Raw genomic sequence first — 24,322 nt, forward strand, 5'->3', positions numbered from 1 at the left:
GGATGCCTGCTGACTCGTTCGACACCATCAAATACGAGGTCGACGGGCACACCGCCACCATCACGCTGAACCGGCCCGATGCCCTCAACGCGCTCAGCCCGCACATGATCACCGAGCTTCGGGCCGCCTACGACGAGACCGAAAACGACGACAACGTCTGGCTGACCATCGTCACCGGCACCGGCCGCGCCTTCTGCACCGGCGCCGACGTCAAAGAGATTCCCGAAGACGGCAAGGTGATCTACGAGCGGCCGTACCTGTCGACCTACGACCAGTGGGAGGCACCACAGGAGGGCACCCCGCCGTTTCGCACCACGGCCAAGCCGGTGCTGACCGCGGTGAACGGAATCTGCTGTGGCGCCGGCATGGATTGGGTCACGACGACCGACATCGTCATCGCGTCCGATCAGGCGACCTTTTTCGATCCGCATGTCAGCATCGGGCTGGTGGCCGGACGCGAACTGGTGCGGATATCGCGGGTGTTGCCCCGCTCGATCGCCCTGCGGATGGCATTGATGGGCAAACACGAGCGGATGAGCGCGCAGCGCGCCTACGAACTCGGATTGATCAGCGAGGTCGTTGAGCACGACCACTTGCTGGACCGGGCCCATGAGATCGCCGACATCGTCAACTCCAATGCACCGCTGGCGGTTCGGGGAACCCGGCTGGCCATTCTCAAGGGCCTGAACGTGCCGCTGCACGAGGCCGAGATCATGGCCGAAACGTTTCGCGAGCGGGTGCTGCGCACCGCGGACGCGGCCGAAGGCCCCAAGGCCTTTGTGGAAAAGCGCAAACCGAATTGGCAGTGCCGTTGAGTACCCCGCGTTTCGAAACCATTGTCCTTGACATCGATGCAGACGCTCATGTCGCCACCATCACGCTGAATCGGCCTGATCAACTCAATGCGTTCAACCGCACGATGTGTGAGGAGATGGCTCAAGCCTGGCGCATCGTCAAACTCGACGAGTCGGTGCATGCGGTAGTGCTGCGGGCAGCCGGCAGCCGGGCGTTTTGCGCCGGGCTGGATATCAAGACGCCGTACGGGCAACCCGAAAACGTGTGGAACCACCAGGATCCCGGTGAATTGCTCAGCCCCAAGTGGCAGAAGATGTGGAAGCCGGTGGTGTGTGCCGTTCAGGGCATGTGTACCGCGGGCGCGTTCTATTTTCTCAACGAGTCCGATGTGGTGATCTGCTCAACCGACGCAACGTTTTTCGATTCACACGTCTCGGCCGGTCTGGTGTGCGCGCTGGAGCCGATCGGCCTGATGCGACGCATCGGCCTGGGCGAAACGTTGCGCATCGCACTGATGGGCAACGACGAGCGGGTCAGCGCGGACACCGCATTGCGGATCGGATTGGTGTCCGAGGTAGTCGCGACGGATCAGCTGTGGGGCCGTGCGCACGAGATTGCCGCGGCGATCGCGGCCAAGCCGCCGTCGGCGACTCAGGGCACCGTGAAGGCGATCTGGGAATCGCTGGACAAGCCCTACCGCGCCGCCTTGGAGCAGGGCCTGATCTACACTCGGCTGGGCAACCCGCTGGGCACCGCCGAGCTGGCGGCACAGCAGGACGCCGACGGCAAGGGCGCGCGCAGCGATCCAAAGATCCGCTGATGGCCGATCATCCGCTGAGCCAACGCATCGCCGACGTCTTGGATCTGCAGGCGAACGCACCGGCGATCGAGTACGACGGTCGATGGTTGTCGTGGGGTCAGATCGGCGCGGCGGCAAGGCGGATGGCGTCGTTGACCGCCGAGCACGCCGACAACGCTGCGATCGGGATGCTGCTGCGCAACCGGCCGGGGCAGGTGGCGGCGTTTCTCGGGGTATTGCTGGCCGGCGGCACGGTGGTCACCATCAACCCGTCGCGCGGCGATGAACGCACCCGGGCCGATATCGCGGCACTACAACTACCGCTGGTGGTCGGCGAACCCGACGATCTGGCCACGCTGGTCGCCCCCGGCACGCCGACCCTGTCGATCACGGGCCGGCTGGACGAGCCCGGCGAGCCGGCGCCGCCCGGCTACCGCGCCATCCCCGCACCTGAAGTAGCGGTGCGGATGCTGACCAGCGGAACGACCGGTCCGCCCAAGCGAATCGACCTGAGCTACGACATGCTGGCGCACACCGTGATGGGCCCGGACCCAGATCACGCACCGGCGCCTGCAGAGCCGCGGCGCGGTGTCGCAATCATGAACTCCCCGCTGGTGCACATCGGCGGCGTCTTCCGGGTGCTGCAGTGTGTCGCCGAGGCGAGATCCTTTGTGCTACTGGAACGCTTCGAGCTCAACGCGTGGGCTTCGGCGGTACGCACGCACCGGCCCCGCGCGGTGTCGCTGGTGCCGGCTGCATTGCGGACGGTGTTGCACTCCGACCTGTCGCGTACCGATCTGGACAGCATTCGCGCCGTCAGCTGTGGCACGGCCCCGCTGTCAGCCGACGATGCCGACGCCTTCACCGAGAAATACGGCATACCGGTTTTGACATCCTATGCTGCAACAGAATTCGGTGGCGGAGTGGCCGGCTGGACTCTGACCGACTACCAGAGTTACTGGATCGCCAAACGCGGCAGCGTCGGGCGGGCCAACCCGGGCGCGCAGTTGCGGGTGGTCGACGACACCGGCGCGCAGCTCGGACCGAACCAGGTTGGGCTGTTGGAAGTCAAGCCGGGGCAGCTGGGGCGCACGGTGGCTTGGATGCGGACCACGGATTTGGCGCGCATCGACGCGGATGGCTTTCTCTGGATCGTCGGTCGGGCGGATCAGGCGATCATCCGCGGTGGGTTCAAGGTGATGCCCGACGACATACGTGTCGCGCTGGAGGACCACCCCGCGGTGGCGGGCGCGGCCGTGATCGGGCAGCCCGACGAGCGACTCGGCGAGACTCCCGTCGCGGTCGTGGAACTTCGCGAGCCCGCCAGTACCGACGCCGACACGTTGGTGGAGTACCTGCGAACGCGATTGGCCCGCTATGAGATTCCCACCGAGATCGCGATCGTCGACACGATCCCGCGCACCCCGTCGGGTAAAGCCGACCTCAGCGAGATCCGGCTCTTCTTCGAAGAGTCCGCGGTGCAGCGCGACCATGCCCGGTGATTCCACCGTCGCCGAGATCCTGCGACATCAGGCCCGTACCAGGGAAACACACCCTCTGCTCGTCTGCGATGCCGAGCGCATCAGCTACACCGATGCCGACGTCCGGTCAGCAGAGCTCGCGCGCGGCCTGATCGCCCTCGGTGCCGGCAAGGGCACCCATGTTGGGCTGCTTTACCCCAACGGCACCGAGTTCGTCGTCGCCATGCTGGCGGCAGCGCGAATCGGCGCTGTGGTAATCCCGTTTTCCACCTTCGCCACGGCTGGTGAGATGCGCGAGCAATTGGTCGATAGCGATGTCGAAATCCTGTTGGCCACACCGACTTTTCGCTCTCACGATTACGCGCAGCGACTGTCCGAGGTTCTTTCGGGCGCCGATCTCGATTCGCGGTTGTGGTGTACCGCGGCACCGCAATTGCGCCATGTTGCAATCACTCACGAGTCGGTGTACCAACGAGCCGGCACCGTCGATCCGGAGCTGCTGCAGGCGTCAGAAGACGACGTCCACGGCTGCGACCCGCTGGCGATCGTCTACACATCGGGATCCACCAGCGCCCCCAAAGGGGTGGTGCACACCCATGCCGCGCTGCTCGGACATCAGTACAACCTCAACCACATCCGCGGTTTAACCAAGGCGGACAAGCTGTTCTGCAATTCACCGTTCTTCTGGGTCGGCGGTTTCGCGTTCGGCCTGCTTGCCACCTTGGTAGCCGGTTCGACGTTGGTGTGCTCCAACGCCACCGACGCGGGGGCGATGCTCGATCTGTTGGAAGCCGAAAATCCAACCATGACAAATGGGTTTGCGGCCGGGATCGCGCACCTGGTGGACCACTCGAGCTACGCCGAGCGTGATCTGTCGTCGATGCGTCGCGGCAACCTCTACCCGATCATGGCCCCCGACACCAGACCGGCCGACCCGGAGCTGCGGCACAACATGCTCGGGATGACCGAGGCCGGCAGCGTCGTGTTGATCGGCGAGGATGAATCCGACCAGCCCGAAGCGCGGCGGGGGTCTTTCGGCAAGCCCGCACCCGGATTTCAGATGATGCTCGTCCACCCCGACACGACGGAGAACGTTGCCGCCGGCGAGGTCGGTGAACTGTGTATCCGCGGGCCTTATGTGATGCAGGGCTATTACAAACGCAGCCGCGAGGAGTGCTTCGACGCCGACGGCTGGTTCCACAGCGGCGATTTGGTGCGCACCGACGCCGATGGATTCGTCTATTTCGTCGGGCGCCTGCGCGCAATGATCAAGACTGCCGGCGCCAATGTCTCGGCGGCCGAAGTGGAGCAGGCGATCACCAAGGTCACCGGCGGAGCGCCGGCTTACGTCATCGGCCTTCCCGACCCAAGGCGCGGGCAGCTCGTCGCCGCGGTTGTTGTCCGGCCGGACGGCGCTGCGCCGTTCGACGATGCCGCATTGAGCGAACGGCTCAAAACCGAACTGTCCGCATACAAGATCCCCAAGCGGTTCATCACCGTGCACCGCGCCGACGTACCGCTGCTGTCCAGTGGCAAGGTCGACACGCGCCAACTGCGGAAGCTCTTCGATGCCTGACCCGAGCGCACACACCATCGACGAGCTGGTCCGCTTTCGAGCCGGCCACGACGCGGACACGCCGATCGTGATCGATCCCACGTCCCGGCTCAGCTACCGCGAACTCGATTCGACCACACACGATTTGGCCGCAGCATTCGTCGAGGCCGGGGTGGGCAAGGGCACCCGGGTGGGGCTGATCATGCCCAACAGCACCCGCTGGGTACAGGTCGGGATCGCGCTGACCCGCATCGGCGCGGTGCTGGTGCCACTGAGCACCTTGCTGCAGACCCGCGAACTCGTCGCGCAGCTGCGGGTGGCGGCCGTGCAGTTCCTGGTGAGCGTCGAGGAATTCCGCGGTCATCGCTATCTCGACGACCTGAAGACAGTGCCGCAATCCGAACTTCCTGCCTTACGGCAGGTTTGGTCGATCGGACAGCTGGACAACGCCGCCGCGAGTGACCGGGTTAGGCAGATCGTCGACGCGATGACCGCAACAGTCACCGCCGCCGACCCGCTGGTCATCATGTTCACCTCCGGCAGCAGCGGAACACCCAAGGGAGTAGTGCACTCCCACGGCAACGCGTTGGGCGCCGTGCGATCGGGGCTGACGGCCCGTTGCATCACCTCCGAAACCCGCCTGTACCTACCGATGCCCTTCTTCTGGGTGGGCGGTTTCGGCAGCGGGATACTGTCCGTCCTGTTGGCGGGTGCCACCCTGATCACCGAAGAGATCCCCCGGCCGGCCAGCACGCTGCGACTGCTGGAGCACGAACGGGTAACCCTGTTTCGCGGCTGGCCCGATCAGGCCGAGGCACTGGCACGGCACGCGAGCTCGGCCGGCGTCGTGCTCTCGGCGCTGCGACCGGGCAGCCTCGACGCCCTGCTGCCGCCCGAGCAGCGGCCTGCGCCCGGGGCACGGGCCACGCTGTTCGGCATGACCGAGGCGTTCGGGCCGTACTGCGGCTACCCCGCCGACACGGACATGCCCGCGACAGCCTGGGGCAGCTGCGGAAAGCCGTTCGGCGGCATGGAAGTCCGCATAGTCGATACCGACAGCGGCGAGCCCGTCGCGACGGGATCCGCGGGCATGATCCAGATCCGCGGGCCGCATACGTTGCGCGGCATTTGCGGTCGCAGTCGCGAAGAGCTGTTCACCGTCGACGGCTTCTATCCGACCGGCGACCTCGGCCACCTCGACGAGGATGGGTTCCTGTTCTACCACGGGCGATCCGACGACATGTTCAAGGTCAGCGGCGCGACTGTCTACCCGAGCGAGGTCGAGCGCGCGCTGCGCACGGTCGAGGGCATCGACAACGCCTTCGTCACCAATGTGCCCGGCGCCGTCGGTGAACGGGTGGGCGCAGCGGTGGTGTGCGGCGACCGTGGGTTGGTCGCCGCACAGTTGCGCGACATGGCGCGGACTGTGCTGAGCGCGTTCAAGGTTCCGGCGGTGTGGCTATTGCTGGATTCCGACGACGCCGTTCCGCGCGGCGGCACCGGCAAGGTCGACATCCATCGACTGCGCGAGATGTTGATCGAAGCCGACCAGCCTTAGGGCACCCGGGTCCAGGGCTGACAGTTCTGCGACTCGAAAGCCTTCACCGACGTGTTGATGTTCGCGAACATCGGACCGACCGAGATATTCGTCTGGAGCACATGCTCCTTGTTCGCATCGGGCGTGCTGTAGGTAAACCACGCACACATCGAGTCCTGTGTCGGCACGTTGTTGATCCAGACCCCGAACGTCGATGCCGAACCGGCCGTCCGGTAAAGGCCCGGTGCGATGTCGGGCCCTACGACAAAGACACCGTTGCCGGGAATCGGGTCGAGCAGATCGGCATTCGCCGGTGCCGCGAACACGATGGCTGTCGCGGTTACAACGAACAGGGCCGATGCGCGAAGCGTGTGCGGCATCTTCTTCTCTCCATTCGTTGCCCACCCTGATGGCAGCGTATGCCCAGCCACGCCCAGCAACAATAGGAATCTTTGCGACGAACGCTGCGCTAGCCCGTGTCGCTGTGATCCTGCTGAACTGCCGGAATGCTTCCGTCTGCCACCACACCGCGCGCGACGAGGTGATCGATCAGCGGAACCGCGCCCGCAGCAAGGTGTTTCGACATCGCCGCTCGGGCAAGCTTGTCGTCGTGTATCTCGAGCGCGGTCAGGATCTCGCGATGGTCCTTTATCGACTGGCTGGGCCAGCCCTCGATCGTGGGAAACACCGATTCGGGAGCGTAACGGGTGATCTGCAGCATCAGCTGTGCGAGTTTGGGCGAGTCCGCAGCGACGTTGATGGCCCGGTGAAACTCGTGGTTCAGCCGAACCGTCCGCTCGTGGTCGTCGCCGGCATAGGCCTGCTCCAGCTGAGCCTGGATTTGCTTGAGCTCGTGCAGCTGATCTCCGCCGATGTTGATCGCCGCCCGCGCGGCGAGCTCCCCACCGACGTGAGCCTGCACGTTCGCGACGTCGGTCACGTCTCGCCCGGTGACCGGCAGCACCACGAACCCGCGGCGGGGCTGCTGGGCGATCAGTCCTTCGGCACGGAGCGCGAACAGCGCCTCACGCACCGGTGTAACACTGATCCCCAACTCCGCCGCCAGTTGGTCCAGACGAACGTAAGACCCCGCGGCATAGCCGCCGTCGAATATCCGCCCACGGATGATTCGCGCGACATCCTCTGAAAGTTGAGGCCGCGCGGCGAAATCCGGAACGCTCATCTGCTTACACCCGATACTCGGCGAGCAGTCGCTTGCTGATGATGTTCTTCTGAATTTCGCTGGTTCCCTCACCGATCAGCAGGAACGGCGCGTCGCGCATCAGCCGCTCGATCTCATATTCCTTGGAATAGCCGTAGCCGCCATGGATCCGGAAGCTCTGCTGGGTGACCTCGGTGCAATACTCGCTGCACAAGTATTTGGCCATTCCGGCCGCGACATCGTTGCGCTCGCCCGAGTCCTTCAGGCGCGCCGCGTTGACCATCATCAGGTGTGCCGCTTCGACTTTGGTCGCCATCTCGGCCAGCTGAAAGGCGATGGCCTGGTGCTCGGCGATCGGCTTGCCGAACGTCTCGCGCTGTTGGGCGTACCGCACCGCGAGCTCAAAAGCACGCAGCCCGACACCACACGCGCGCGCCGAAACGTTGACCCGGCCCACCTCGATGCCGTCCATCATCTGGAAGAAGCCCTGTCCGGTGGTACCGCCGAGAACATCATCGGCGCCGGCCTGATAGCCGTCAAAAATCATCTCGGTGGTCTCGATGCCCTTATAGCCCAGCTTGTCGATCTTGCCCGGAATATGCAGGCCGGGAACGACTTCACCGAAGCCGACCGGCTTCTCGACCAGGAATGCGGTCAGGTTGCGGTGCGGTTTGTCCGAGCCTTCCTCGGTGCGCACCAACACCGCCACCAGCGTGGAGGTGGCGCCGTTGGTCAGCCACATCTTCTGACCATCGATGGTGTAGGTCCCGTCGGAATTGCTCCGGGCCCGAGTGCGAATCGCGGCGACGTCAGAGCCCAGCTCCGGCTCCGACATCGAAAAGGCGCCGCGCGTCTCGCCGGCGGCCATCCGGGGCAGGAACCGCTGCTTCTGCTCGTCGGTGCCGTGCTGGCGCAGCATGTACGCCACGATGAAGTGGGTGTTGAGCACGCCGGACACGCTCATCCAGCCGCGCGCCAGCTCCTCGACACACAGCGCGTAGGTCAGCAGCGATTCCCCGAGTCCGCCGTACTGCTGCGGAATCATCAGCCCGAACAGGCCCATCTCCCGCATCTGATCGACAATCTGCTGCGGATAGGTGTCGCCTCGTTCGAGTTCGGCCGCGTGGGGAATGACTTCCTTCTCGACGAATTGGCGTACCGTGGCGATGATCTCGGTCTGGAATTCGGTCAGCCCGAGGGTTTGGGCGAGCTTGGTCATGTGCTGTGTTTCCCTTCCAGCTGCTCAGCAGGCGATCGTTTTGGCGTTCGTGAGACGCTCGATGTCGGCGGTGGTCAAGCCCAGGTTCCGCGCAAGGACATCCGCGGTGTCGTGCCCCAGCGCCGGCGCGGGTGCGCTGGCCGGATGGGCGCCGTCGAACGCGGCCGGCAGTCCGGGGGCGAGGTAGTCGCCGAGACCCGGTTGCTGCAGTCGCGAAAATAGTGGATTAGCAGTCACTTTCGGACCAGCCGCGACCTCGGCAAAGGTGCGGTAACGCTCGAACAGCACCGTGGTGCCGGAGAGCGCGGCGGTGATCTCGTCGGCCGAGTGATCGCTGAACCAGGTGGCGAACAGGCCCGACAGCACGTCACGGTATCGGTAGCGGTCACCTTCGGACCCGAAATCCACACCCAGCGCCTCGGCGAGTGCGGACACCGCGGCACCGGTACCCGTGACCTCGAGCAGGTCGCGAAAGTGCCTACCGGTCAACGTGACTAGCATGAATCGAGCCCCGTCACCGCTAACGAAGTCCTGCCCGTACTGACCATAGATGGCATTGCCCAGCCGCTCGCGTTGCGTCCCGTTGACTTGCGGCTCGGTCAGCAAGCCAAGATTCGCGGCGGTGGCCAGCGCGACGTCCTCCAGCGCGAGGCTAATCTGCGCCCCCGTCCCGGACTGCTCACGACGACGCACAGCGGTGACGACAGACAGCGCGGCGTACAGCCCGCAGCACACGTCCCAGGCCGGCAACACATGATTGATCGGACCGGCCTGATCGGCCGGGCCCGTGACGAGCGGATACCCGATACCCGCGTTGACCGTGTAATCGACCCCGGTGGAGCCATCGCCTCGGCCGAGTAATTGAACGTGAATGACGTCGGATCGCTTGGCCGCCAGCGCATCATGGCTCAACCAGGACAACCCGGCGGCGTTGGTCACCACGATCCCGTCACCCTCGACGATCAGCCGCCCGACCAGCTCTTGGCCTTCCGGAGACCGCAGATCGATGGTGGCCGAACGCTTTCCCTTGTTCAGTCCGGTCCAATAGATTGAGGTGCCGTCTGCCGTCAGCGGCCAGCGTTGGACGTCAGACGCGCCACCGATCGGGTCGACGCGGATCACTTCTGCGCCAAGCTGACTCAACGTCATGCCGCACAGGGGCGCGGCGACGAAGCTGGACACCTCGACCACGGTGAGGCCGGTCAGCGGCAACGCGGGACTACTCATGTTTAGCTGACCCGTTCGAAGATCGCGGCCAGACCTTGGCCACCGCCGATGCACATGGTCTCCAACCCGTAGCGCGCCTGGCGACGGCTGAGCTCACGCGCCAGGGTCGCCAACATCCGCCCGCCGGTCGCACCCACCGGATGGCCAAGCGAGATTCCCGAGCCGTGCACGTTGGTTCGGTCGAAGTCGGTGGCACCGAACTTCCATTCCCGTGTCACCGCAAGTGCTTGGGCGGCAAAGGCTTCGTTGAGTTCAATCAGGTCGATATCGGACAGTTGCAAGCCGGCCTTGGCCAGCGCGGCTTCGGTGGCGGGTACCGGACCGATACCCATAATGTTGGGCGCCACGCCCGCCACTGCCCACGAGACCAGGCGAACCAGTGGCTTCAGGCCGTATTCGGCCGCCTTCTCCGGCGTGGTCACCACACACATGGAAGCGGCGTCATTCTGTCCGCTGGCGTTGCCGGCCGTAACCGTGGCCTGCGGATCATCCTTGAGCGGGACCGGTTTGAGCTTGCTCAGCGACTCCACCGACGTGTCGGCGCGCGGATGCTCATCCGTGTCGACGATTTCCTCGCCCTGCCGGCCGCGGATGACCACTGGAATTATCTCCGAGGCCAGCACGCCGTCCTTCTGCGCGGCAACGGCGCGCTGATGCGAACGCACGGCGAGCTCGTCTTGCTCCTGGCGCGAAATGCCGTACTGGCGGCGCAAGTTCTCAGCCGTCTCGAGCATGCCGCCCGGGACCGGATAGTCGCGGCCACCGGCAGTAGTACGGCCCCGGGCCAACCCGTCGTGCACCTGAACACCGTTGCGGGCGCCTCCCCACCGCATGTCGGTGGAGTAGAAGGCGACGTTGCTCATGCTTTCGCAACCACCGGCGACGACGAGATCGTTGTCGCCGGCGCCGACCTGCAGACACGCCTGGATGACTGCCTGCAGGCCCGACCCGCAGCGGCGGTCGACCTGCATGCCGGGAACCGTCACCGGCAAGCCGGCATCCAGCGCCACCACGCGCCCGATCGCGGGCGCATCGCTGTTGGGATAGCAGTGGCCGAGAATCACGTCTTGCACGGCGTCGGGCGACAGCCCGGTTCGCTCGAGCAACCCCTGCAGCGCGGCGACACCGAGGTCGACGGCGCTGTGCGCCTTGAACATTCCGCCATAGCGGCCGATCGGTGTCCGAACGGGTTCACAGATTACGGCTGCGCGCACTGCGTCACCCATCTCAGAGATGCCGGCCGCCGGTGATTTCCATGACCGTACCGGTCATGTACGACGACAGGTCGGAAGCCAGGAACAACGCCACGCTGGCGACCTCGCTGGGCTCACCCGCCCGTCCCATCGGCACCTCGGCGACCTTTGAGTCCCAAATACGTTGCGGCATAGCCTCAGTCATGGCGGAGCGGATCAAACCAGGAGCGATCGCGTTCACCCGGACACCCAGGTAGGCCAGCTCTTTGGCGGCCGCCTTGGTCATGCCGACGATTCCGGCTTTGGCCGCCGAATAGTTGGTCTGGCCGATCATGCCGACCTTCCCCGATACCGAGGACATATTGATGATCGCGCCCCGCTTGTTTTCCCGCATGATCGCTGACGCCAGCCGGATGCCGTTCCACGTCCCCTTCAGATGCACATTGATCACCTGATCGAACTGCTCCTCGGTCATCTTGCGCATCGTCGCGTCACGGGTAATGCCGGCGTTGTTGACCATGATGTCGAGGCCGCCGAAACGCTCGATCGCGGTCTGGATCAGGGTTTCGACGTCGGACGACTGCGTGACATCGCACCGCACCGCGACGGCGACGTCGTCACCGCCCAGCTGCTTGGCCACGATTTGGGTTTCCTCGAGATTGACATCACCGAGCACCACTCGCGCCCCCTCGGCGACGAATCGCTCCGCGATCGCCAGACCCAGTCCCTGCGCTCCGCCTGTGATTACTGCGGTCTGACCTGCCAACAACGACACTGTCGATCACACATCCTTCACTGTTATCGCTACCAACGGGCACGTCCGAAGCAAATATCATATTTGATATAGGATCCTGCTCTGGACCGGGGTGTCCCGGATCGGGAGAGGAGTGTGGAGCCAATGGCCAGCACCGAAGTCGCGGCAGTCTCGGATGACGATTTCCGCGAGATCCTGGCTCAGACAAGGCAATTCGTCCGCACCGCCGTTGTCCCGCGCGAGCAGGAGATTCTCGACGAGGACCGCGTCCCCAACGACCTGCGCGACGAAGCCAAGAAGATGGGGCTTTTCGGCTACGCGATCCCCCAGGAGTGGGGCGGCCTCGGCCTCAACCTGATGCAGGACGTCGAGCTGGCGATGGAGCTGGGCTACACGTCATTGGCACTTCGGTCGATGTTCGGCACCAACAACGGCATCGCCGGACAGGTCCTGGTCGGGTTCGGCACCGACGAGCAGAAATCCCGCTGGCTGGAATCCATCGCGTCCGGCGACGTCGTCGCCTCGTTCGCGCTGACCGAACCCGGCGCCGGATCCAATCCGGCCGGCCTACGGACCAAAGCCGTTCGCGACAAAGACGATTGGGTGATCTCAGGCCAGAAACGCTTCATCACCAACGCACCCGTCGCCGACCTTTTCGTGCTGTTCGCGCGCACCAGGCCCGCTGACGACCAGGGCCCGGGGATCGCGGTGTTCCTGGTTCCCACCGCCACCGCCGGCGTCGAGGTGGGCACCAAGGACGCCAAGATGGGCCAGGAAGGCGCGTGGACAGCCGATGTCAGCTTCAATGACGTCCGCGTCGGTCCCGATGCGCTGATCGGGGGCAGCGAGGACGTCGGCTATCGCGCCGCGATGACCTCGCTGGCGCGCGGGCGAGTCCACATCGCCGCGCTGGCAGTGGGCGCAGCGGCGCGTGCGCTCGACGAATCGGTCGCGTACGCCGCCACCGCGACCCAGGGCGGTGCGCCGATCGGAAGCTTCCAGTTGGTGCAGGCGATGCTCGCCGACCAGCAGACCGGCGTGATGGCCGGCCGTGCGCTGGTGCGTGATGCCGCGCGGCTGTGGGTCGCGGACGAGGACCGCCGGATTGCCCCCTCTGCCGCGAAGGTGTTCTGCACCGAAATGGCCGGCAACGTTGCGGATCTCGCGGTCCAGATTCACGGCGGCAGCGGTTACATGCGTGGCGTTGCCGTCGAACGGATCTACCGGGACGTGCGCCTGCTGCGGTTGTACGAGGGCACCAGTGAGATTCAGCGTCTGATCATCGGTTCGAACCTGGTCAAGGCGGCCGGGCGAGCTAGCACATCAAAGGAGCGCTAATGGCAGGCAAGCTCGAGGGGCGAGTCGCTTTCATCACGGGAGCGGCACGCGGCCAGGGCCGCGCGCATGCGGTGCGGATGGCCCAGGAGGGCGCCGACATCATCGCCGTCGACATCGCGGGCAAGCTGCCATCCTGCGTTCCCTACGACCCGGCGACCGAGGAGGATCTCGCCGAAACCGTTCGCCTGGTTGAAGAGGCGAACCGCCGGATCCTCGCCGCCGTCGTCGACACCCGCGACCTGGAAGCACTCCGCAAGGTCGTCGACGACGGAGTCGCCGCGCTGGGGCGCCTCGACATCATCGTGGCCAACGCCGGCGTCGCGGCACCCCAGCCCTGGAACGAGATCACGGCCGAGAACTTCGGCGACGTGCTGGACATCAACGTGACGGGCACCTGGAACACCGTGATGGCCGGCGCGGACAAGATCATCGAGGGTGGCCGCGGCGGCTCGATCATTTTGATCAGCTCGGCGGCCGGGGCCAAACAGCAGCCGTTCATGGTGCACTACACCGCCAGCAAGCACGCCGTCACCGGGCTGGCGCGGGCCTTCGCGGCCGAATTGGGCAAGCACTCGATCCGGGTCAACAGCGTCCACCCCGGCCCGGTGAACACGCCGATGGGCTCCGGCGACATGGTCGAGGCGGTGGCCAGGGCGATGGAGACCAACCCCCAGCTGTCGCACGTTCTGACGCCGTTTCTGCCCGACTGGGTCGCCGAGCCGGAAGAGATCGCCGACGCCGTGTGCTGGCTGGCCAGCGACGAGTCGCGCAAGGTCACCGCGGCCCAGATCCGGGTGGACCAGGGTTCTAGCCAATACTGACGCGTAGCCGATGAAGCTATTTGCTGTCGCGCGCACGATCGTCAACGAAGGCGGAATCGTGCGTTTTCAGATATACGACAAGCAATTCGCGGCATCGGTGCGAGCAACTCGCAATGCGCCCAGCGCGGCGACGACGAACCAAAACACCGTCGACAGATTCGCCGTCGCCGCCCCGCGATCGAGCGGGATGTTGTCCCGCTCGTCCGCGATGGATTCGGGAGGAAGACGTATGCGGCCCCGGCGCCGTCCCGAGCCGCGCGTCACGCCAACATATTTCACGCTGACAACGTCTGACGTACCAGCCCTCTGACGACTAAATCCGCTAATGATTACGGGTGTGTAATGTGATGCAAATCACATTGTTATTGAACGTGGCGCGCGACACACCCACCCGGTGGAGCAAAACACTAAGTGGCTCTCTTATTCTCTGATCATGGGACGGCCCCATTTGTCGATAGATGCTGTTAAGCCACTAGCGGCTGACATAAATGATTACGTTCTCGCTGACGGCTCCATTGTCTTGCCCGACGGGTTGATTCTCACCTCGTTCTTCGATCAAAACCGGGCAGCCTTCGGTGACCGTCCGTCATACCGGTTCGTCGACTACGCGAAAGAGCAGGACGGCCGCGTCGTCGAACTGAGCTGGAATGAGCTGTGGACTCAGGTGCGTGCGATCGGCGCCCGTCTCCAGCAAGTCGCGAAGCCCGGAGACCGAGTGGCGATCTTGGCGCCGCACGGTCTGGAGTACGTGGCCTCGTTCTTCGCCGCCGTGCATGCGGGCAACATTGCGGTCCCGCTGTTCGCACCAACGCTGGCCGGCCACACCGAGCGGCTGACGGCAGTGTTGGCCGACGCCCGGCCCGCTGTGGTGTTGACGACGACCGCGGCGGCCGAGTCCGTGCGGAAATCGCTGCGTGCGCATCCGGTGGTCGGAAGGCCGCGACTGATCGCGGTCGACGCGATCCCGCCGTCGCTGGCCGCGATGTTCACCGAGCCCACCATCGCCACCGACGACACCGCGTACCTGCAGTACACGTCCGGGTCGACGCGCACTCCGGCCGGCGTGGAGGTCACACATCGCGCCGTGATCACCAACGTGCTGCAGATGATCCTGGGTGCCGAACTGCACCCAAACACCCACAGCGTCAGCTGGTTGCCGCTCTACCACGACATGGGCTTGATCATGATCATGTTCCCGGCGTTGTGCGGTGGCGAATACCTCACGCTGCTAGATCCCATGGCATTCGTGCGCCGGCCTTTCCGGTGGATCAAGGAACTGAGCGCGGAAGCCGCCAACGGTCCGACGTTCGCGGCCGCACCCAATTTTGCGTACGAGTTGGCCGCCGAGCGCGGGTTACCCCCCGACGGCGTACCCATCGACCTGCAGAACGTGGTCGGGCTGCTCAACGGCTCGGAGCCGGTGACCATGTCGGCCATCGAGAAGTTCACCACGGCGTTCGCCCCGCACGGTCTACCCGCGACAGCCGTCAAACCGGCCTACGGGATGGCCGAGGCCACCCTGGGAGTGGCCATGACCGCCCCGGACGCGGCGGCCCACGGCGTATTCCTCGACCGGGCTCAACTCGCCGCAGGACACGCGGTGATCGTCGAGCCGGACGCCGAGGGTGCGGTCGCCTATGTCTCCTGTGGCCGCCCGTTTCGTGATATCTGGGCGGTGATCGCCAGCCCGGACGGTGCCGAGGTGGCGGATAACGGCGTCGGGGAAATCTGGCTGCACGGCAACAACATCGCCCGCGGCTACTTCGGCCGCGAGGAAGAATCACAACGCACGTTCGCCAACAAGCTGCAGTCCCGGGTCGAGCGCGACAGCCATGCCGAGGGCGCCCCGGACAACTGTTACTGGTTGGCCACCGGCGACCTCGGCGTCTACATCGACGACGAGCTGTATCTGACGGGCCGGATAAAGGACCTCGTCATCATCGACGGTCGCAACCACTACCCGCACGACATCGAAACCACGGTCAGCCACTCGTCGGACGCCATCCGAACCGGCTACGTGGCCGCGTTTTCGGTTCCAGCGGACGCCGTGGACGGCGGCTCCGCCGAGCAGCTTGTGGTCGTTGCCGAACGCGCCGCGGGTGTCGGGCGTGCGGACCCCGAGGCGATCACCGCGGCCGTACGGGCAGCGGTCTCGCGCGAGCATCAGGTCCGGGTCGCCGACATCCGGCTCGTTGCCGCCGGCACGATTCCGCGCACCACCAGCGGCAAACTCGCCCGCAACGCGTGCCGTGCCGAGTACCTCGCCGGGCGGTTCAGCCGATAATCTCCGCTCAACCGAGCAGTTCCAGTGTTCGGAGTTCACGCACGGCCCGACAGCCGCGACTGAGCATGGCGAGCACCATGTCGTCGCCGCGTTCGGTGGCGGCGGCGAAGGCGAATCCCAGAGCGGAGATCAGCAGCGCGTGCGGCATCCCGAGCCGGTAGTCGCGCCAACAGGTGTCACGGTCGTAGCCGGTCACGCCGTAACCCAGCAATGCTTGATGGTATTCGCCGACGAGGTCTTTCTCGATCGCCGACCGCAGCTCCGAATTCAGGCTCGTCGCCGTGAAATACGCGAGGTCTCGTGCCGGCAGACCCACGCCGAGCGTCTGCCAGTCGACCACACTCACCCAGCTATGTGCCGGGTCGAACAGCAGGTTGTCGAGTCGGTAGTCACCGTGCAGCAGCGCGAATCGATCTCGCTCGGCGAACAGCCATGGTGTCACCAAACCCATTGTCGTGGTGAAGGTCTCGCGATCTTCGGCGCTCATGCGGTCGCCCAGCTTTTCCAGGGTGATGTCGGCGCTCATCTTCGCCACGTCGCCAAGACCCTTGGCCCCGGCTTCATCCGGCCGGGGAAAGGCCAGGCCGGGCAGGTCCAGCCAGAACGGGTCGCACCAGCTGGGCCCATGCAGTCCGGCCAGCGCCAGCACCGACAGTCGCGCCTCCTGCTCACCGCAGCCCGCGATCTGATCTCCTTGTACCGCGGGCGCTTGGTCGGCGAGCAGCAGCGCGTATTCCATGGCGTCGTCGGTGATCTGGCAGTAGAAACAGCTCGGGGTCGGCACCTTCACCCGGTCGGCCACCGAGGTGTAGAACGCGCATTCGCTGCGGTAGCCGATTACGACGCGGTCGCGCACGGTGTCGTCCTGAGCCGGCAGCTTGATCACGAAAGTCGGTGGCAGATCACCGGGATCCGTGGCATAGCGGGCCGTCACGCGATAGGTCGCGCCGGTCTGGCCCGTGCCGATCGCCACCACGTCGACGTCGGCCACCTCGACCGGTGCGTGGCGTTCGCTAAGCGCTGTGGATAACCACTCGGGTGTCACGTCGCCGGGGTACCGCGGAATCGACACCACAGCACTCATAAGCAACCACGCCTCCAGGAATCAACCAGCCGACTGCCGATCAACTGTAAGGCATACCGCAAGCGCCACCCGCCGTGGCCTGTTCGGTGGCTTACTCAGCGACTATGTGCCAATCGGCGGCGTCGTGCTGCTGCCGCCAGAACTCGCTGAAACGGCCACCCGCGGCCAGCAATTCGTCGATCGAACCGTCCTCGACCACTCGCCCGTTGTCGACGAAGAGAACGCGATCGGCGTGCCGGATGCTCGCCAATCGATGGGCCACGATCACCCGGGTGCGTGCCTGCGGATCGGCGGTCAGCGCGTCGACCACCGCAACCTCGTTCTCGGTGTCCAACGCGCTGGTCGCCTCGTCGACCAACAGCACGGGAGCGGCCTTCAGCAGCGCCCGCGCAATGCTGACCCGTTGCCGCTCGCCGCCGGACAACGCCGAGCCTGCCTCGCCGACGACCGTGTCGGCGCCGTCGGGCAATCTGCCGATCAGCTCGTCGACTCGCGCCAGCGCAACCGCCCGGCCGAACTGATCGTCGCCGGCGGTGGGATTTCCCGCGAAGACGTTGTCGCGGATCGTCCCGTGGAACAGGTACGGGTGCTGGAAGACGACACTGCTGACCGCGCGGCGAGCCTGGGCGTCCAGCGTGGCGGCGTCGGCGCCGTCGACGACGACGCGACCCCGGGTCGGTTGGTGCAGCCCGGCGATCAGCGCCAGGATCGTGCTCTTGCCGGAGCCCGACGGTCCGACGATCGCCGTCGTGGTTCCCGGCTGCAGGGCGAAGCTGACCCCGTCCAGCACCGGCGTGCTCGCGCCGTCGTAGCCGAACGCGACATCATCGAATTCGATGCGCGGGGCAACGGCGGCGTCGGACAAGCCGGCGGCCCCGGCCACCAACGCCGGTGCGGTCAGCACGCCACGGATCCGGTCGAGCGTGGCACGGGTGCTTTCCAGCGCCGGTGCCAACTCGCTGACGGTGGTAAACGGCTCCAGATAACGGGCGATCACCACGATCAAGGCGACGGCCTCGGCCACGGTCAGGGTGCCATTCATGGTGAGCGCCGTCGTGGCACCGGCCAGCGCGATCAGCGCCAGCTGACTGGCGACGCTGAACAACAGCTGGCCCGGGATCTGCATGCCCAGCAGCCGCATCGTCGCACTGTGCTGTTCGGCCAGGGCGGTGCCGACCAGGCTGCGGGCCGGCTCGACCCGTCGTGCGGCTCGCAGCGCCTGCTGGGTGCGCGCGAACTCGATGATCCGTTCGGTCAACGCGGTGTTGGCATCGCCGGCCGCCGCGTCGGCGCGACGCGTCAATCGAAGCGACGCCCACAGCGCCCCCAGCAGCAAGGGCACACCGGCCAGCGCCGCCACCCCGAGTTGCCAGGAGATTCCCAACAGCGCGACCGCGATGACCGCGGGCAGCAGCACCGCCGTGCTCAGTGGCGTGAGCAGGTTGACCACCAGGCCGACGAGTTCCGGGCCGGTAGCCGCGATCGCCTGCCGGGCCGTCGCGGTGTTGTCGGCGGTGAACCAGTCCAGCCGAACCCCGGGAAGCCGGTCCGCCACATCGTGCTGCGAGTGGTCGAGCACGGCGAATCCCAGGTTGAAGCCGATCCGCGCGGTCGTGGCGTCGACGATCCATCCGGTCACGGTCGCGACGGACAGCCAGCCCAGCCACGCCAGCGCGCGCTGCGGGGTGTCGCTGAACAGCGCACCGACCAGCGGGACGAGCAATACCGCGCCCACCGCGCGCACAACGACCGCAACGAACGCGAGCACGGCATAGTGGGTCACCTGCGCGCGGTGATCCGCCGGAACAAGGCTTATCCAGGTGCGGATCATCGCCGGACCTCCTGCACCGCCGCGGTCACGGCCACTGGCTTGCCCTGGCCGGTATCCCACAACCGGCGATACCGGCCGTCGGCGGCGAGTAACTGGTCATGGGTACCGCGTTCGGCAATCCGTCCGTGATCGAGCACCACAATCTGGTCGGCCCGGGTAATGGTGTGCAGTCGATGGGCGATCACCAACACGGTCCGGTCCTGGGTCAATCGGTTAAGCGCTTGCTGGACAAGGTATTCCGACTCGGGGTCGGCGAACGCGGTGGCCTCGTCGAGGATCAGGACTGGCGTGTTGGCAAGGATGGCGCGGGCGATGGTGAGGCGTTGCCGCTCACCACCCGACAGTGCGGCACTGGCGCCCAGCACGGTGTCGTAACCATTCGGCAGCCGTAGCACCCGCTCGTGGATTTGCGCCTCGCGGGCCGCGGCCTGGATCTGTTCGAGCGTGGCGTCGGGGACGGCCAACGCAATGTTCTCCGCGACCGTGCCGTGCACGAGCTGGGTTTCCTGCAGCACAAACCCGACCCGCGTGTAGAGCTCGTCGGCGGTCAGCGACCGGATATCTTGTCCCCCAACACGTATCGCGCCGTGTTCGACGTCGTGGAACCGGGCCAGCAGTGCTGCGAGCGTCGACTTCCCGGATCCAGACGGCCCGACCAGCGCGGTCACCGTGCCCGGCCGCAGCTGCAGTGACACGTCCTGAATCACCGGGACCCCGGGACGATAGCTGAAGCCGACACCGTCGAACACCACCGTGGCCGCGTCGTCGGGTGCTGCGCCCGGCTGTTCTTGCACCGCGAGCTCTTGCTCGTCGAGCGCGATTTGCAGGCGCCGGGCCGCGATCATGCCGCTGCGGATGCCGCCGAGTCCGTAGGCGATGCCGAGCAGTCGGACACCGAAGGTGGTGCCCAGCAACAAAAACGGCAGCAGATTGACCGGATCCATCCGATGCGTGACGACCAGCAAGGTGCCGACAACCGAGATCAGCCACAAGAAGGTGGACGGCCGGGTGGCCAGATCCATCGTGGTTTTCTTGCCGGCCAGCGGACGCTGCCAAGCCACCAGGAATCCGACATACTCGTCCAACCGGCGGCGGAAGCTCGACGCCGTCGCGCCGCCGAAAACGCGGATCACCGGCTGGCCCTCGAGGTAGGCGCCGGCCTCGGTGTTCATCCGCTCGGCCCAGCGTTGCGCCGCAACGATCTTCGGGCCGGATTGGATCGTCAACGACGACGTCAGCACCAAATAGACCAGCACCGGACCGAACAGGACGAGCGCCACCCGCCAGTCGACGAAAAACAGATAGACCAGCACCGCCACCGGCGCGACCACGGCGTTGACCGCGTCCGGGATCGCGTGGGTGACCAGGTAGTGCAGCGAGAGCGTGTCGTCGGTCACCAGTTGCTTGATCGAGCCCGATCCGCGAGCGGTGAACCAGCCCAACGGCAACCGCGACATCTTGCTCAGCAGCCGCGAGCGCAGATCACTCGCGAACCGTGCGTCGATCACGTGCAGCCAAAGGGTGAGGGCGGCACCGAGCACGGTGCCCAAACCCAGCAACCCGACCGCGGCGATTCCGACACTCCACAGTCGCGATTCGTCGGCGCCGGCCACCAATAGCCGGGCCAGCTCCACCAGCAGCACGAACGGCGCGAGCTGCACGAGAGTGATCACGGCCTGCAGCACGCCGGAGACGATCAGCGCCGAACGCAGCGGCGCGAGCAGCCGGCCGGCCGCCTGAGCGCGCCAACTGCCCTGGTTTGCCGGAGCGGACACATCGTCGACGGCAACCGGCGCCGCGTCGGGCTGGGCCGCAACGCTTTCCGGTAGCTGGCCGGCACCGGGCACCGAGGTGGTCTGCGGCTCACCGCCGCGGGTGGTACCCATCTCGCGGCCGGCGCTCCAGTACGCCTGCGCGTGCACCTCGGACTTGGGAAACCCGAATACTTCTTTCAGCCGCTTGCGGACGTTTTTCAGCGTGGTCGCCTCGGGTGTCGCCCAGGCATACCAATTCGACCAGTCGCGGGTCTCGATGGCGTCGGCCAGCGACTTCTCGTCGCCGCGGGCAACCCAGTGCACCCGCAGCCGGGGGTGCTGCGCGATCGGGATCGCGGTGTCGTTGTCGTCGTGCTGCTCGAGGTACATCTCGATCGGCACGTCGTCGGGGACGGTGCCGATGATTCCGTTCATCCCGGGAATCGACGCCGAGTCGCCGATCAGCAGATAGCCGGCCGGCTGCTCCTCGGGGGTGTCGAACCGCGACGAGCCCATCAGCGACATCAGCGCGATGGTGGCACCGGGTGCGACGGTGCGCGCCCACTTCGACGCAGGACCGGCGGGCTCGTGCAGCACGACGTCGACCGCGAAGCGGCCGGCGGGGACATCGGCCTCGGAGATCGTGTAGGCGCGCTGGAATTCGGTATTGGAACCGTCCGGGTCGGGAAACCAGAACCGCAGCCACGCGGCGGGTTCGGCCTCCGCGTCTTCGAACAGAGTCGCCGACTCCATTCGAATCCGCACGAAATGCGGTGCGATCCGCACGGTTTCCAGCACCGTTGCGGTGTGGTCGCGCGCGCCGAAGCCCCGCAATATCGCGCCCTGGAACCCGCGTGCCATCAGCGGTCCTCTCCCGCGGCGGGGAGTTCCGCCACGACCTCTACGATCGAACGCCCCAGCGGATGTCGCCGGCCCGGACCTGGACATAGCAAGTTCCCGAACTAAGGGTTGCCTTACCATAGCTGAACCCATGCGGACGGTCGAGACGCGGTGGCCAGCGGCGCGAGCCGTAGCAGCGCATTTAGGCGGCTACCCGACCTGCCTGCAAATCGCGCAGCGCGGTGCGCAGGCCTCGTCGTTTTCCTGTCGCAGGGTCGACGAAGCTCTCCCGCAGCCCGTCGCGGACGCGGAACTTCAACTCGGAGTTGGTCTCCGGCGCGTCATCAGGAGTTCCTTTGAGCAGCTTGTCGGGCAACGCGAGCTTGAAGATCGTCCAGAACGACTGCCAGTACTGCCGCCCAAGTGATCCCGTGGTGTAGGGCAGGTCGTACTTCTCACACAACTCGCGCACCCGCACCGAGATCTCCGCATAGCGATTGCTCGGCAGGTCGGGAAAAAGATGGTGCTCGATCTGATAGCACAGGTTGCCACTGATAAACGCCAGCAGTGGTCCGGCGTTGAAGTTGGCCGAGCCCAGCATCTGGCGCAGATACCACTCCCCCTGCGTCTCGTTCTCGAACTCCTCTTTGGTGAACTTCTCGGCACCGTCGGGAAAGTGACCACAGAAGATCACCATGTAGGACCAGTAATTGCGGATCAGGTTGGCGACCGCGTTGGCCCGCAGCGTGTGCTTCCAGTTCCGACCGGCCAACGCCGGAAAAACGACGTAGTCCTTGCCGACCTGTTTGCCGACCTTCCTGGCGATGATCTTTAAGTCCTTGCGCACTTGCGCCCAAGTCTTGTCGTGCCTGCGGACCGCCGAAAGCTCCAATCCGTGTGCGGCAACACCCCATTCGAAAAGTGTGCCCAACAGCAGGTTGTAGATCGGGTTGCCGAGCATCCAACGCGCCCAGGGCTCGTCCCGGGTGACGCGCATGATGCCGTAACCGACATCGTCATCCATGCCGACGATGTTGGTGTACTTGTGGTGGATGAAGTTGTGCGACTTCTTCCAATGCACACTGGGCGAGGTGGTGTCCCATTCCCATTCGGTGGAGTGGATCTCCGGGTCGTTCATCCAGTCCCACTGACCGTGGGTGATGTTGTGACCTAGTTCCATGTTCTCGATGATCTTGCCGGTGCCCAGCATCGCCGTCCCAGCGGTCCAGGCGTACTTATTGCGGCTCGCCATCAGCACGATCCGCGCGCCGACTACCAAGGCGCGTTGCAGCTGGACGGCTCGGCGGATGTAACGGGCGTCGCGCTCGCCGCGAGACTCCTCGATGTCGGCGCGGATCGCGTCGAGTTCGCGCCCTAGCGCCTCGACGTCCTCGGCGCGCAGGTGTGCGTATTGCTTTACGTCGGTAATTGCCATCTTCTTCTCCTTAAACCTTGAGGGTGCAATCGCCGGATGCCGTGGAGATGCAGGTTTGGATGCGATCGCCTTCGCCGTGCTCCGTGCCGGACCTGAAGTCGCGTACGTGCCCCGACTCCAGCGGAAGTACGCAGGTTTGGCAGATTCCCATCCGGCACCCGAAGGGCATCTGAATGCCGACTTTCTCGCCTGCCTCTAAAAGCGATGTGGCGCCGTCGATTTCAATGGTCTTGTCTGATATCGCGAAGCTGACCGTGCCACCCTCGCCGCCTTTGTCGGTCGCCGCGATGGTAAAGCGTTCCAGGTGCAGTTGCTCACCGACGTCCGCGTCCTTCCACACACCTTCTACGGTGTCGAGCAGGGCTGACGGCCCGCATGCCCACGTCGAACGATCCTGCCAGTCGGCCACCGTTGTGGCGAGCTCGTCGAAATCAAGATGGCCCGCAGATTCGGTGAGTTGCAGGTGAAGTCGATACCCGGGCTGGGATTGTTCGAGTTCGCGCAACTCGTCGCTGAAGATCACGTCATCCGCACGCGGCGCCGAGTGAATGTGCACAATGTCGGCGTCTTGATTACGGGAGTGCAGAGTCCGCAACATGGCCATCACCGGCGTGATGCCGCTGCCGGCGGTGACGAACAGGATCTTCGCCGGCGGCGGATCAGGCAGCGCGAACTCTCCCTTCGGAGTAGCCAGCCGCACGATCGTGCCAGGTTCCACGCCGTTCACCAGGTGCGTCGACAGAAAGCCCTCAGGGGTCGCCTTGACGGTGATCGTGATGTTCTTGTTGTCGCGCTGCGGAATTGATGTCAGCGAATACGAACGCCAGTGCCACCGTCCGTCGATCCGCAGTCCGATACCGACGTACTGGCCCGGCCGGTATTTTCCGGAGAACCCCCATCCAGGTTTGATCGTCACCGTCGCGGAATCTGCGGTCTCGGGGTGCACGTCGACGATGAGGCCGCGCAGCTCGCGCGCCGACCACAACGGATTGAGCATCTTGAGGTAGTCATCCGGCAGCAATGGGGTGGTTGCGCGGGCGGCCAATCCCCGTGGCACATTGACCCAGGATTTGGCGGCAGTGACCCCTTTGGCGGGCGCCTTGCTCCATCGACTCAGGCTGCGCAGCGTAGAACCCATAGTCCGTCCAATGCTTTGATCGAATTCGCCGCGGATCGGCTGATCCACGGTTCTGAATCGGCTACCCACACCCGG

Annotated in this window: 20 protein-coding genes; 8 read left to right on the plus strand and 12 right to left on the minus strand. The window is 65.4% G+C overall.

Features of this window, described 5'->3' with window-relative positions; all coding sequences use genetic code 11:
- Window positions 1-2: 2 nt before the first annotated feature.
- Genes DB708_RS20320 through DB708_RS20340 form a run of 5 tightly spaced genes read left to right on the plus strand, consistent with a single transcriptional unit; the run spans window position 3 to window position 6,188 of the window.
- Window positions 3-815 carry an enoyl-CoA hydratase/isomerase family protein gene (locus DB708_RS20320; protein ID WP_108925064.1) on the plus strand — a complete coding sequence of 271 codons (813 nt, stop codon included), beginning with the start codon at window positions 3-5 and terminating at the stop codon, window positions 813-815.
- Window positions 806-1,615 carry an enoyl-CoA hydratase/isomerase family protein gene (locus DB708_RS20325; protein WP_108925065.1) on the plus strand — a complete coding sequence of 270 codons (810 nt, stop codon included), beginning with the start codon at window positions 806-808 and terminating at the stop codon, window positions 1,613-1,615. The genes DB708_RS20320 and DB708_RS20325 overlap by 10 nt, the downstream gene beginning before the upstream one ends.
- Complete coding sequence (locus tag DB708_RS20330; RefSeq protein WP_108925067.1) at window positions 1,615-3,096, plus strand: class I adenylate-forming enzyme family protein; 1,482 nt, start codon at window positions 1,615-1,617, stop codon at window positions 3,094-3,096. The genes DB708_RS20325 and DB708_RS20330 overlap by 1 nt, the downstream gene beginning before the upstream one ends.
- Window positions 3,086-4,651 (plus strand): class I adenylate-forming enzyme family protein, encoded by a 1,566-nt coding sequence (locus DB708_RS20335; protein ID WP_108925069.1) that lies wholly within the window; start codon window positions 3,086-3,088, stop codon window positions 4,649-4,651. Before DB708_RS20330 ends, DB708_RS20335 begins: the two co-directional genes overlap by 11 nt.
- Window positions 4,644-6,188, plus strand: coding sequence for a class I adenylate-forming enzyme family protein (locus DB708_RS20340; protein ID WP_108925071.1), 1,545 nt, complete (start codon window positions 4,644-4,646; stop codon window positions 6,186-6,188). Before DB708_RS20335 ends, DB708_RS20340 begins: the two co-directional genes overlap by 8 nt.
- On the opposite strand, the gene DB708_RS20345 is transcribed toward DB708_RS20340, so the two are convergent.
- From DB708_RS20345 to fabG, 6 genes are all read right to left on the minus strand, one after another.
- Window positions 6,185-6,547: a hypothetical protein gene (locus DB708_RS20345; RefSeq protein WP_108925073.1), complete on the minus strand. Its 363-nt coding sequence runs from the start codon at window positions 6,545-6,547 to the stop codon at window positions 6,185-6,187. The genes DB708_RS20340 and DB708_RS20345 overlap by 4 nt on opposite strands.
- An 89-nt stretch (window positions 6,548-6,636) precedes the next feature.
- Window positions 6,637-7,350, minus strand: a complete 714-nt coding sequence (locus DB708_RS20350) for a GntR family transcriptional regulator (RefSeq protein WP_108925075.1) — start codon at window positions 7,348-7,350, stop codon at window positions 6,637-6,639.
- A gap of 4 nt (window positions 7,351-7,354) precedes the next feature.
- Window positions 7,355-8,548 carry an acyl-CoA dehydrogenase family protein gene (locus DB708_RS20355; protein ID WP_108925077.1) on the minus strand — a complete coding sequence of 398 codons (1,194 nt, stop codon included), beginning with the start codon at window positions 8,546-8,548 and terminating at the stop codon, window positions 7,355-7,357.
- 24 nt (window positions 8,549-8,572) lie between these two features.
- The gene (locus tag DB708_RS20360) at window positions 8,573-9,775 is read right to left on the minus strand and encodes a CoA transferase (protein WP_108925078.1); all 1,203 of its coding nucleotides are present in this window, start codon (window positions 9,773-9,775) and stop codon (window positions 8,573-8,575) included.
- 2 nt (window positions 9,776-9,777) lie between these two features.
- Window positions 9,778-11,001, minus strand: coding sequence for an acetyl-CoA C-acetyltransferase (locus DB708_RS20365; protein WP_108925080.1), 1,224 nt, complete (start codon window positions 10,999-11,001; stop codon window positions 9,778-9,780).
- Window position 11,002: 1 nt separating this feature from the next.
- Entirely contained in the window at window positions 11,003-11,743 is a 741-nt protein-coding gene (gene fabG / locus DB708_RS20370; protein WP_108925082.1) for a 3-oxoacyl-ACP reductase FabG, read from the minus strand.
- Between the two features lie 123 nt (window positions 11,744-11,866).
- On the opposite strand from fabG, the gene DB708_RS20375 reads away from it, so the two are divergent.
- Together DB708_RS20375 and DB708_RS20380 are read left to right on the plus strand one after the other, a co-directional pair.
- Window positions 11,867-13,060, plus strand: a complete 1,194-nt coding sequence (locus DB708_RS20375; RefSeq protein ID WP_108925084.1) for an acyl-CoA dehydrogenase family protein — start codon at window positions 11,867-11,869, stop codon at window positions 13,058-13,060.
- Entirely contained in the window at window positions 13,060-13,881 is an 822-nt protein-coding gene (locus tag DB708_RS20380; protein ID WP_108925086.1) for a mycofactocin-coupled SDR family oxidoreductase, read from the plus strand. Before DB708_RS20375 ends, DB708_RS20380 begins: the two co-directional genes overlap by 1 nt.
- A 66-nt stretch (window positions 13,882-13,947) precedes the next feature.
- Here the strand turns inward: DB708_RS20380 and DB708_RS20385 are convergent, their stop codons facing one another.
- Window positions 13,948-14,145 (minus strand): hypothetical protein, encoded by a 198-nt coding sequence (locus DB708_RS20385; protein WP_133251039.1) that lies wholly within the window; start codon window positions 14,143-14,145, stop codon window positions 13,948-13,950.
- A 169-nt stretch (window positions 14,146-14,314) separates the two neighbouring features.
- Between DB708_RS20385 and DB708_RS20390 the strand changes: the two genes are divergently transcribed.
- Entirely contained in the window at window positions 14,315-16,165 is a 1,851-nt protein-coding gene (locus DB708_RS20390; RefSeq protein ID WP_108925282.1) for a fatty acyl-AMP ligase, read from the plus strand.
- Window positions 16,166-16,172: 7 nt separating this feature from the next.
- Here the strand turns inward: DB708_RS20390 and DB708_RS20395 are convergent, their stop codons facing one another.
- From DB708_RS20395 to DB708_RS20415, 5 genes are all read right to left on the minus strand, one after another.
- Window positions 16,173-17,249, minus strand: coding sequence for a phosphotransferase (locus DB708_RS20395; protein WP_108925090.1), 1,077 nt, complete (start codon window positions 17,247-17,249; stop codon window positions 16,173-16,175).
- 91 nt (window positions 17,250-17,340) lie between these two features.
- The gene (locus DB708_RS20400; protein ID WP_108925284.1) at window positions 17,341-19,080 is read right to left on the minus strand and encodes an ABC transporter ATP-binding protein; all 1,740 of its coding nucleotides are present in this window, start codon (window positions 19,078-19,080) and stop codon (window positions 17,341-17,343) included.
- On the minus strand, window positions 19,077-21,695 hold the full coding sequence (locus tag DB708_RS20405) for an ABC transporter ATP-binding protein/permease (protein WP_108925092.1): 2,619 nt from the start codon (window positions 21,693-21,695) through the stop codon (window positions 19,077-19,079). Before DB708_RS20405 ends, DB708_RS20400 begins: the two co-directional genes overlap by 4 nt.
- Before the next feature lie 181 nt (window positions 21,696-21,876).
- Window positions 21,877-23,109: a fatty acid desaturase family protein gene (locus DB708_RS20410; protein WP_108925094.1), complete on the minus strand. Its 1,233-nt coding sequence runs from the start codon at window positions 23,107-23,109 to the stop codon at window positions 21,877-21,879.
- A gap of 10 nt (window positions 23,110-23,119) precedes the next feature.
- Window positions 23,120-24,247, minus strand: a complete 1,128-nt coding sequence (locus tag DB708_RS20415; protein ID WP_108925286.1) for a ferredoxin reductase — start codon at window positions 24,245-24,247, stop codon at window positions 23,120-23,122.
- Window positions 24,248-24,322 lie beyond the last annotated feature (75 nt).

This window comes from Mycobacterium montefiorense, assembly GCF_003112775.1.
Classification (GTDB): Bacteria; Actinomycetota; Actinomycetes; order Mycobacteriales; family Mycobacteriaceae; genus Mycobacterium; species Mycobacterium montefiorense.

Excerpts from the sequence above, each read along its gene's own strand:
- DB708_RS20390 (WP_108925282.1), top strand. The coding sequence starts at position 14,315 with ATGGGACGGCCCCATTTGTCGATAGATGCTGTTAAGCCACTAGCGGCT.
- DB708_RS20340 (WP_108925071.1), top strand. The coding sequence starts at position 4,644 with ATGCCTGACCCGAGCGCACACACCATCGACGAGCTGGTCCGCTTTCGA.
- DB708_RS20410 (WP_108925094.1), bottom strand. The coding sequence starts at position 23,109 with ATGGCAATTACCGACGTAAAGCAATACGCACACCTGCGCGCCGAGGAC.
- DB708_RS20355 (WP_108925077.1), bottom strand. The coding sequence starts at position 8,548 with ATGACCAAGCTCGCCCAAACCCTCGGGCTGACCGAATTCCAGACCGAG.
- DB708_RS20405 (WP_108925092.1), bottom strand. The coding sequence starts at position 21,695 with ATGGCACGCGGGTTCCAGGGCGCGATATTGCGGGGCTTCGGCGCGCGC.
- DB708_RS20375 (WP_108925084.1), top strand. The coding sequence starts at position 11,867 with ATGGCCAGCACCGAAGTCGCGGCAGTCTCGGATGACGATTTCCGCGAG.
- DB708_RS20350 (WP_108925075.1), bottom strand. The coding sequence starts at position 7,350 with ATGAGCGTTCCGGATTTCGCCGCGCGGCCTCAACTTTCAGAGGATGTC.
- DB708_RS20360 (WP_108925078.1), bottom strand. The coding sequence starts at position 9,775 with ATGAGTAGTCCCGCGTTGCCGCTGACCGGCCTCACCGTGGTCGAGGTG.
- DB708_RS20415 (WP_108925286.1), bottom strand. The coding sequence starts at position 24,247 with ATGGGTTCTACGCTGCGCAGCCTGAGTCGATGGAGCAAGGCGCCCGCC.
- DB708_RS20330 (WP_108925067.1), top strand. The coding sequence starts at position 1,615 with ATGGCCGATCATCCGCTGAGCCAACGCATCGCCGACGTCTTGGATCTG.
- DB708_RS20335 (WP_108925069.1), top strand. The coding sequence starts at position 3,086 with ATGCCCGGTGATTCCACCGTCGCCGAGATCCTGCGACATCAGGCCCGT.
- DB708_RS20400 (WP_108925284.1), bottom strand. The coding sequence starts at position 19,080 with ATGATCCGCACCTGGATAAGCCTTGTTCCGGCGGATCACCGCGCGCAG.
- DB708_RS20395 (WP_108925090.1), bottom strand. The coding sequence starts at position 17,249 with ATGAGTGCTGTGGTGTCGATTCCGCGGTACCCCGGCGACGTGACACCC.
- DB708_RS20345 (WP_108925073.1), bottom strand. The coding sequence starts at position 6,547 with ATGCCGCACACGCTTCGCGCATCGGCCCTGTTCGTTGTAACCGCGACA.
- DB708_RS20320 (WP_108925064.1), top strand. The coding sequence starts at position 3 with ATGCCTGCTGACTCGTTCGACACCATCAAATACGAGGTCGACGGGCAC.
- DB708_RS20380 (WP_108925086.1), top strand. The coding sequence starts at position 13,060 with ATGGCAGGCAAGCTCGAGGGGCGAGTCGCTTTCATCACGGGAGCGGCA.
- DB708_RS20365 (WP_108925080.1), bottom strand. The coding sequence starts at position 11,001 with ATGGGTGACGCAGTGCGCGCAGCCGTAATCTGTGAACCCGTTCGGACA.